Raw genomic sequence first — 7,918 nt, 5'->3', positions numbered from 1 at the left:
CCCGCGCGCGCCGCCGGCCGCGTGCCCGCCGACGGCCCGGCCGACCGCGCGCCGGGGCGCGACGCGTGGGCGCTGGCCACGATCGCCCTCGAGGAGGCGCTGGCCGAGCTGGCGCTGGTGGACCCGCGGCTGCCGCGCGTGGTGGAGTGCCGCGTCTTCGGCGGCCTCTCCGACGACGAGACGGCGGAGGTGCTCGGCGTCAGCGGGCGCACGGCGCAGCGCGACTGGCGCCGCGCGCGCACCTGGCTGTCGATGCGCCTGCGCGGGTGAGCTAGGCGGCGGGCGCAGGAGTCGGCGCGGGCACGCCGGCCGCGTCCTCGACCGGCGGCTCGGCGGTCGAGACGCCGCAGGTGGGGCAGTAGGGGTAGAACGCGTTCTTGCGCGTCGCGCAGGCGCGGCACTCGTCGTACAGGTGCATGCCGCAGTGCACGCAGTAGTTCGCGGCGGTGGGGCCGGCCGGTGCGCCCGGCGTCGCGGGGGCGCCGACGGGGCGCTCGCACCCGGGGCAGACGCCGGCGTTCAGCCGCTTGATCGCCTCCTCGTAGCCGAGCCGGCGCCGCCGCTCGCGCTCCGACTGCGCCTCGACCTCGGCGCGCCGCGCGAGGTAGCGGCGCATCGCGCGGATCACCCACACGCCGGCGACCGCGGTGGCGACGACGCCGACGCCGTAGCGGACGTAGCCGCCGTAGCTGGGCAGGTACGGCACCAGCTCGACGAAGAACGCGAACAGCGCGAACAGCACGAAGCCGCGCGCCAGCGGCCAGTACTCGCTCCGCCGCTTGCGCGCCACGAGCCAGCCGGCGACGAGGAGCAGCGGGAGGGTGAGGGCGAGGCGGATCAGGAAGACGCGCAGCTCCTGCCAGAAGCGGGCGCGCTCGTAGCGCGTGGTGGCGACGCGCAGCAGCTCCCCCTCGCGGTCGTCGGCGGCGACGCGCGCCTGCTGCAGGCGGAGGATCGCGGCGTCGAGGCGCTCGACCTCGGCCTGCGTCTCGCGCGCCGCGGCGCCCAGCTGGTCGAGGGCGCGGGTGCGCTGCACGACCTCGGGGTCCTGCCGCGGGTCGACGGTGGCGGTGCGCGTGGCGACCCAGTTCTGGAAGCCGGCGCGCGCGGCCTGGTACGCGTTCTCGGCGGCGGTCTGCGCGAGCTGCGCCCGCTCGCGCGCGTCGCTCTCCACGCGCTCGCGGCGGACGAGCGTGTCGCGCCCGGCGCGCACGCGCGCGAGGGCGGCGGTGTCGGCGAACTGCTCGAGGGCGAGCGACTGCCGCACGCCGGGGAGGTCGGCGACGAGCTTCCCCCCGAGCCCGATCAGGAAGCCCGCGAACAGGACCGAGACGGCCCACGTGGCGAGCGCGAAGAGGCGCTCGGGGACGCGCAGGGAGCGGAGCATGCGCGCCAAGCTACGTCCTCCGCCCGGCGTACGCCTCCTCCCCGGCGCGGGACGGCGGGGCGCGACGCGCGGCTGCAGCGTGCCGCATGGAGCACGAGGCGCTCACCGGCGCCGTCATCGGCGGCGCGATGCGCGTGCACCGGACGCTGGGGCCGGGCTATCTGGAGTCCGTCTACCAGCGGGCGCTCGCGTGGGAGCTTCGCCTGGCCAGGCTGCCGGTCGACGTCGAGCGGCGGCTCGTCGTGCGCTACCGCGGCTGCGACGTCGGCGTGTTCGTTCCCGACCTGATCGTCGACGAACGAGTAGTGATCGAACTGAAAGCCGTCGAGCGGCTTCATCCGATACACGAGGCGCAGCTGGTGAGCTACCTCAAGTCGACCGGATACGATCTCGGGCTGTTGATCAACTTCGGGGCGGGCAGCCTGGAGGTGCGACGCAAGGTGAGGGAACTGCCTTCGACAGGATTACAGGATTGAGCCGGATTGACTGGAAACGACACTTCTCCTGTCAATCCTGCCGAATCCTGTAGTCCTGTCGAAAGAAGTTGCGCTACCCCTTCACCACACGTCGCGCCGCCTCCACCACCCGATCCACCGTCAGCCCCAGCTCCTCGAAGATCCGCTGGTACGGCGCCGACGCCCCGAAGCGCTCGATGCCGAGCACCGTCCCGCGGTCCCCCACCAGCCGGTACCACGACATCGGGTGCGCCGCCTCGATCGCCACGCGGGGCACGCCGGCGGGGAGCACGGCGCGCTGGTACTCGGCGTCCTGCTTCGCGAACAGCTCCATCGACGGCACGCTCACCGTGCGCGCGCGGATCCCCTCGGCCTCCAGCTTGCGCGCCGCCTCGAGCACCAGCGCGACCTCGGAGCCGCTCGACATCAGCACCACCTGCGGCGCCCCGCCGTCCGCATCGCGCAGGACGTAGGCGCCGCGCGCCACCCCCTCGGCGGACGCGTACTTCGTGCGGTCGATGTAGCCGAGCTTCTGGCGCGTCAGCACCAGCGCCACCGGGCCGTCGCGGTGCGCCACGGCGACCTTCCACGCCTCGGCGGTCTCGCTCGCGTCGGCGGGGCGCATCACCGTCAGGTTCGGGATGCAGCGCAGCGCCGTCAGCTGCTCGACCGGCTGGTGCGTCGGGCCGTCCTCGCCGAGGCCGATCGAGTCGTGCGTGAAGACGTACAGGACCTGCTGGTGCATCAGCGCGGCGAGGCGGATCGCCGGGCGCATGTAGTCGGCGAACACGAGGAAGGTGCCGCCGTACGGGACGATCCCGCCGTGCAGCGCCATCCCGTTCATGATCGCGCCCATCCCGTGCTCGCGGACGCCGAAGTGCATGTTGCGCCCCCCGGGCGTCGCCGCCGAGTAGGCCGGCAGCCCCTTGAGCGCCGTGTTGTTCGACGGCGCGAGGTCCGCCGAGCCGCCCATCAGCTCGGGCAGCTTCGCGGCGAGCGCGTTGAGCACCGTGCCGCTGGCCGCGCGGCTGGCGACCGCGCCGTTCTCCGCGGTGAACGACGGCACCGCCGCGTCCCACCCGTCGGGGAGGCGCTTCGCGAGCCGGCGCTCGAACTCGGCGGCCAGCGCGGGCTCGGCGGCCCGGTACGCGTCCCACCGCGCCGTCCACGCGCCGTGCGCCTCCGCCTGGCGGCGGCCGGCCGCGAGCCACGCCTCGCGCGCGTCGTCGGGGACGAAGAACGGCTGCTCGCTCGGCCACCCGTAGGCGCGCTTGGTGAGGACGACCTCCTCCTTCCCCAGCGGCTCGCCGTGCGCCTTCGAGCTGTCGGCGCGGTTCGGGCTCCCGAAGCCGATGATCGTCTTCACGATGATCAGCGACGGGCGCGCCGTCTCCGCCTTCGCCGCCGCGATCGCCGCGTCGAGCGCCGCCAGGTCGTTGACGTCGGCGACGTGCTGCACGTGCCAGCCGTACGCCTCGAAGCGCTTGCCGGCGTCGTCGCTGTACGTCAGGTCCGTGCGCCCGTCGATCGTGATCTGGTTGTCGTCGTAGAAGCCGATCAGCTTCCCGAGCCCGAAGTGCCCGGCGAAGCTCGCCGCCTCGTGCGACACCCCCTCCATCAGGTCGCCGTCGCCGGCGATGAAGTAGGTGTGGTGGTCGACGACCGCGTGCCCCTCGCGGTTGAACGTCGCCGCCAGGTGCGCCTCGGCGACCGCCATCCCGACCGCGTTGCCGATCCCCTGGCCGAGGGGGCCCGTCGTCGTCTCGACGCCCGGGGTGTAGCCGTACTCGGGGTGCCCGGGGGTGCGGCTCTCCCACTGCCGGAACTGCTTCAGCTCCTCCAGCGACAGGTCGTAGCCGGAGAGGTGGAGCACCGAGTAGAGCAGCATCGACGCGTGGCCGACCGAGAGCACGAAGCGGTCGCGGTCGGGCCAGTGCGGGTCCTTCGGGTCGTGGCGCAGGTGGCGGGTGAAGAGCAGGTACGCCAGCGGCGCCAGCGCCATCGGGGTGCCGGGGTGGCCGGACTCGGCGGCCTGCACGGCGTCCATGGCCAGCGTGCGGATCGTATCGATGCAGCGCTTCTCGAGCGCCGGGTCGAGCGTGGGGGCGGTGGCGGTGGCCACGGGGCGGGGCGGCGAGGGGGACGGATGGCGCCCGGCGGGCGCGCCGACGGGGGCAAACTAGCCGGGTGGCGAAGGGATGCCGCGGCGGCAGGCGGGTGACCCCCTGGCAGGCCGGGGCGCCACAGGGGGGACGGCGGGGTGCCAGGGTGGCGGAGGGAGCCGGCGCGGCGCTGGCACTACGGGAGGGCAGCCTCGCCGGCCGCGCTCCGCAGCTCCGGCGTCCCCAGAACAGGACGGATGTCACGATGATCGACCTCTTCGGTCTCACCCTCCCCGAGGGCCAGCCCATCGACCGCGACTCGGCGACGCTGCTGGCCGGCCAGATCGGCGCGGCCGCGCAGACGGTCCGCCAGGGCGCGTCGGCCGCGGTGGCCGCGCGCCTCCGGCAGGATGCCCAGCGCTACCTGGCCGCGCGCCGCGCCGGCGGGCTGCGCTTCGCCGCCGGCGCCGGGCGCGCCTGCGACGAGGGGGCGTGGCAGGTCATGCGGCTCACGGTCGACGCGCCGGCGCTGATGCCGACGCCGACGCTGCTGGTGGCCTGATACGGCGTGGTCAGGTAGGGCGTTCTCAGAGACGGCGTTCTCAGGTAGGGCGTTCTCGGATACGGCGTTCTCGGATACGGCGTGGTCGGGTGGGGCGTGATCGGATGGGGCGGGACCTTCTAGCTTGCGTCCACGCCCTCTCCGACCACGCCTCTCTTGACCACGCCGTACCGGACCACGCCTCACCTGACCACGCCCCACCGAACCGACGAAATCCCCGTCGAGCGCCGCGCCGGCGAGCCCGATCCGGCGGCGGTCGCGTTCGTCCTGCGCCTCGCCCGCGCGCTGCACGTGCACGGCCACTCGGCGCCGCGCCTCGAGGACGTGCTGGGCGCCGTGTCGGACCGGCTGGGGCTCGTCGGCCACCGCTTCTTCTCGACGCCCACGTCGATCATGGCGGCGTTCGGTCCCGAGGCGCGGCAGCGCGCGCACCTGCTGCGCGTCGAGCCCGGGGAGGTGAACCTCGGGAAGCTCGCGGAGCTGGAGCGCCTGTCGGCCGACGTGGCGACGGGGCGCGTCTCCCCCGACCAGGGGACGGCCGAGATCGCGCGCATCGACGCCGCGCCGTCGGCGTACGGGCCCGGGCTGGTGACGCTCGCGCACGGCGTGCTGTCGGGCGCCGTCTGCCAGTTCCTCGGCGGCGGCGGGCGCGAGATCGCGGCGGCGGCGGCGCTGGGGCTCGGGCTCGGGCTGTTCTCGCGGGAGGCGGGGCGGCACGCGCGCGTCGGCCGCGTGTTCGAGCCGCTGGCGGCGTTCCTCGTGAGCGCCTCGGCGATGGGGCTGGCGTGGGCCGCGGGGCCGCTGTCGCTGTTCGTGACCACGCTGGCGGGGCTGATCGTGCTGATGCCCGGGCTCACGCTCACGACGGCGATCAGCGAGCTGGCGACGCGCAACCTGGCGTCGGCGACGGCGCGCATGAGCGGCGCCTTCATGACGCTGCTCGGCATCGTGTTCGGCGTCGCGCTCGGGACGCGGCTCGGCACCGCGCTGTTCGGCGCGCCGGTGCCCGTGGCGCCGCCCGGCACGCCGGGGTGGGTGGGGCTCGCCACGCTCCCGCTGGCGCCGCTGGCGTCGGTCGCGATTCTGCGCGCGGCCCCGCGCGACGCGCCGTGGATCGTCGCCGCCGGCATCCTCGGCGTCGCCGGCGGCCGCCTCGGCGCGTCGAGCCTCGGCGTCGAGCTGGGGACGTTCGCGGGGGCCTTCGTGGTCGCGCTGGCGAGCAGCGCCTACGAGCGCTGGCGCCGCCGCCCCGCCGCGGTGGTGCTGGTGCCCGGCATCCTGATGCTCGTGCCGGGGAGCGTCGGCTACCGCAGCCTGTCGTCGTTCCTGGAGCGGCGCACGCTGGCCGGGATCGAGACGGCGTTCAGCATGATCCTGACGGCGGTCGCGCTGGCGGCGGGGCTGCTCATCGCCGGCGTCCTGGCGCCGGAGTCGAAGATCGAGGAGACCAGGTAGGGCGTGGTCGGGTACGGCGTGGTCTGTTGAGGCGTGGTCTGATGGAGCGTCAACGGCCGCGCGCGTTGCCGACGGCTCGGCGGCGGGTAGACTCCCCGCACGCAGCGTCCGACCACGCCCCATCGGACCACGCCGTACCAGACCACGCCGTTCGAGACCACGCCGTTCCCATGCTCCTGCCCCTCGTTCTCCTCGCCGCCGCGCAGCCCCCCGCGCCGCGCCCCGCCCTCGCCGAGCCCTCGCTGTCCCCCGACGGCCGCGAGGTGGCCTTCGTCTCGGGGGGCGACGTGTGGACCGCCCCCGCGGACGGCGGCGAGGCGCGGCTGCTGGTGTCGCACCCGGCGCAGGAGAGCCGCCCGCTCTGGTCGCCCGACGGGACGCGGCTCGCGTTCGTGTCGACGCGCACCGGCGGCGGCGACGTGTACGTGCTGGAGCTGGCGACGGGCGCGCTGCGGCGCGTGACGTACGACGACGCGGCCGAGTCGCTCGACGCGTGGAGCCGCGACGGGCGCTGGCTGTACCTCTCGACGTCGTCGCGCGACGTGGCGGGGATGCAGGACGTGCTGCGCGTGCGCGCCGACGGCGGGACGCCGATGGTCGTCGCCGGCGACCGGTACGCGAGCGAGTACTGGGGCGCGCCGGCGCCCGACGGCGAGACGCTGGCGATCACGGCGCGCGGGCTGGTGAGCGGGCAGTGGTGGCGTCGCGGCCACTCGCACATCGACGAGAGCGAGATCTGGCTGGTGCGCCCGGGCGCCGGCGCGGCCGACGCGGCGCCCGCGTACACCGCGGTGACCAGCGGCGGCGCGAAGGACGCGTGGCCGATGTGGGCGCCCGACGGGCGCGCGCTGCACTTCATGAGCGACCGCTCGGGCGCCGAGAACCTGTGGACGCAGGCGGTGGCGGGCGGGCGCGCGGAGGGGGCGCCGCGGCAGGTCACGCGCTTCGCCGACGGGCGCGTGCTGTGGCCGAGCGTGTCGCACGACGGGCGCGCGATCGTGTTCGAGCGCGACTTCGGGATCTGGCGCGTCGACCTCGCGGGGGGCGAGCCGCGGCGGCTGGCGATCACGCTGCGCGGCGCGCCGGCGGCGCCGGGGGTCGAGCGGCTGGCCGCGTCGGCGACGCCGCTGCAGGAGCTGGAGCTGGCGCCCGACGGGCGGAAGCTCGCGGTGGCGATGCGCGGCGAGGTGTTCGCGGCCGCGTCGCGCGCGCCGGAGGGCGGCGCGGCCGGCGGCGCGGGCGGCCGCGGCCCGCTCGACGCGGCGCGCGACACGAGCACGCCGAGCCCCGAGCAGCACCTCGCGTGGAGCCCCGACAGCCGCCGGCTCGCCTACGCGTCGGACCGCGACGGGCGCTGGCGGCTGTTCACGTACGACTTCGCCGCGCGCCGCGAGACGCCGCTCACCGACGGGCCGCTCGACGTGGCGCCGCGCTGGTCGCCCGACGGCGCGCGCGTGGTGTTCGTGCGCGGCGGGCGCGAGCTGATGGTCGTCGACGCCGGCGGCGGGAACGCGCGGCGGCTGGCCGCGGGGCGCTTCGACCGCCCGCCGTTCGCCGACGGCGGCGACCTCGCGTGGAGCCCCGACGGGCAGTGGATCGCGTACGTGGCGCGCGCGGGCGACCGCGGCTTCTCCAACGCGTTCGTCGTGCGGGCGGATGGGAGCGGCGAGGCCCGCCAGGTGAGCTTCCTCCCGAACGCGTTCACCGGCAGCGTCGCGTGGGGCGCCGACGGGACGACGCTCTACCTCGTGTCGGGGCAGCGCACCGAGAGCGGGCAGCTCGCGCGCGTCGACCTCGTGCCGCGCGCGCCGCGCTTCCGCGAGGACCAGTTCCGCAGCCTGTTCGACGTGAGCACGCCGGGGCAGCCGGCCACGCGGCCGGACAGCGGGGCGCGCCCCGCGGCCGCCGCGAAGTCGGAGGCCAAGCGGTCTTAGGAAGACAAATCGTGGTCTCAACT

General features: G+C 75.5%; 7 protein-coding genes. 5 read left to right on the top strand and 2 right to left on the bottom strand.

Annotation, left to right across the window (positions count from 1 at the left end; genetic code table 11):
* The coding region (locus PYV61_RS16890) for an ECF-type sigma factor (protein WP_275833728.1) at window positions 1–270 on the top strand (270 nt) is incomplete at its 5' end.
* Window position 271: 1 nt separating this feature from the next.
* On the opposite strand, the gene PYV61_RS16885 is transcribed toward PYV61_RS16890, so the two are convergent.
* Window positions 272–1,387, bottom strand: a complete 1,116-nt coding sequence (locus tag PYV61_RS16885; protein WP_275833725.1) for a hypothetical protein — start codon at window positions 1,385–1,387, stop codon at window positions 272–274.
* A gap of 86 nt (window positions 1,388–1,473) precedes the next feature.
* On the opposite strand from PYV61_RS16885, the gene PYV61_RS16880 reads away from it, so the two are divergent.
* The gene (locus PYV61_RS16880) at window positions 1,474–1,863 is read left to right on the top strand and encodes a GxxExxY protein (RefSeq protein WP_275833723.1); all 390 of its coding nucleotides are present in this window, start codon (window positions 1,474–1,476) and stop codon (window positions 1,861–1,863) included.
* Between the two features lie 73 nt (window positions 1,864–1,936).
* Here the strand turns inward: PYV61_RS16880 and tkt are convergent, their stop codons facing one another.
* The gene (gene tkt / locus PYV61_RS16875; RefSeq protein ID WP_275833721.1) at window positions 1,937–3,964 is read right to left on the bottom strand and encodes a transketolase; all 2,028 of its coding nucleotides are present in this window, start codon (window positions 3,962–3,964) and stop codon (window positions 1,937–1,939) included.
* A 245-nt stretch (window positions 3,965–4,209) separates the two neighbouring features.
* On the opposite strand from tkt, the gene PYV61_RS16870 reads away from it, so the two are divergent.
* The 3 genes from PYV61_RS16870 (at window position 4,210) to PYV61_RS16860 (ending at window position 7,895) form a co-directional block, all read left to right on the top strand.
* Complete coding sequence (locus PYV61_RS16870) at window positions 4,210–4,506, top strand: hypothetical protein (protein ID WP_275833719.1); 297 nt, start codon at window positions 4,210–4,212, stop codon at window positions 4,504–4,506.
* Window positions 4,507–4,662: 156 nt separating this feature from the next.
* Complete coding sequence (locus PYV61_RS16865) at window positions 4,663–5,961, top strand: threonine/serine exporter family protein (protein ID WP_275833716.1); 1,299 nt, start codon at window positions 4,663–4,665, stop codon at window positions 5,959–5,961.
* Window positions 5,962–6,131: 170 nt separating this feature from the next.
* Window positions 6,132–7,895, top strand: coding sequence for a hypothetical protein (locus PYV61_RS16860; protein WP_275833714.1), 1,764 nt, complete (start codon window positions 6,132–6,134; stop codon window positions 7,893–7,895).
* The last annotated feature ends 23 nt before the right edge of the window (window positions 7,896–7,918 follow it).

Origin of the sequence: Roseisolibacter sp. H3M3-2, from assembly GCF_029211165.1 — a bacterium.
In the GTDB taxonomy this organism is placed as follows: domain Bacteria; phylum Gemmatimonadota; class Gemmatimonadetes; order Gemmatimonadales; family Gemmatimonadaceae; genus Roseisolibacter.
The sequence above is the reverse complement of the archived record's forward strand: the minus strand, read 5'-3'. Positions and strand labels throughout refer to the sequence as shown.

Excerpts from the sequence above, each read along its gene's own strand:
- PYV61_RS16870 (WP_275833719.1), top strand. The coding sequence starts at position 4,210 with ATGATCGACCTCTTCGGTCTCACCCTCCCCGAGGGCCAGCCCATCGAC.
- PYV61_RS16885 (WP_275833725.1), bottom strand. The coding sequence starts at position 1,387 with ATGCTCCGCTCCCTGCGCGTCCCCGAGCGCCTCTTCGCGCTCGCCACG.
- PYV61_RS16880 (WP_275833723.1), top strand. The coding sequence starts at position 1,474 with ATGGAGCACGAGGCGCTCACCGGCGCCGTCATCGGCGGCGCGATGCGC.
- PYV61_RS16860 (WP_275833714.1), top strand. The coding sequence starts at position 6,132 with ATGCTCCTGCCCCTCGTTCTCCTCGCCGCCGCGCAGCCCCCCGCGCCG.